The following is a 496-nucleotide window of genomic DNA, read 5'->3' on the forward strand; positions in this document are numbered from 1 at the left end:
CTGGGGGGCGATCTTGACCTCGACGGCGAGCTGGTCGGCCTCCGGCACGATCAGCATGGCGGGCTCGGCCGGGGTCACCAGCCCGCCCACCGTGTGGACCGTCATCTGGTGGACGATTCCGGATTGGGGGCTGCGCATCTCCACGCGCTTCAGCTGGTCCTCGGCCGCCACCCGCTTCTCGCGGTACTCCGACCATTTGCCCCGGATCTCGGCGAGATCCTTGCCGGTTTCGGTGCGCATGTCGCCGTCGATCTGCAGGATCTGCAGCTCGGTCTCGGCGATCGTGCCGCGGGCGGAGGCGGTGGCGGCCACGAGCTGGCCGCGCTGGCCGTCGAGGCGGGCGGCGTCCCGCTCCAGGGCGTTGACGCTGGCGAGCGACACCAGGGTCTTGGCGTAGAGCCCGCGCACTCCCTCGATTTCGCCGGTGATGAAGTCTACCTCTCGGTCCTTGGCGGCGACCTGCTCGGTCAGGGACTTTTTCTCCTCGCGCAGCTGC

General features: G+C 69.6%; 1 protein-coding gene. It reads right to left on the reverse strand.

The annotated features are described in order from the left end of the window. Positions 1–496, reverse strand: a 496-nt coding sequence (locus tag MKK58_RS19290; protein WP_243913894.1) for an HlyD family efflux transporter periplasmic adaptor subunit, incomplete at both ends; no start/stop codon positions are given.

This window comes from Methylobacterium sp. J-078 (assembly GCF_022829285.1).
Lineage (GTDB): Bacteria > Pseudomonadota > Alphaproteobacteria > Rhizobiales > Beijerinckiaceae > Methylobacterium.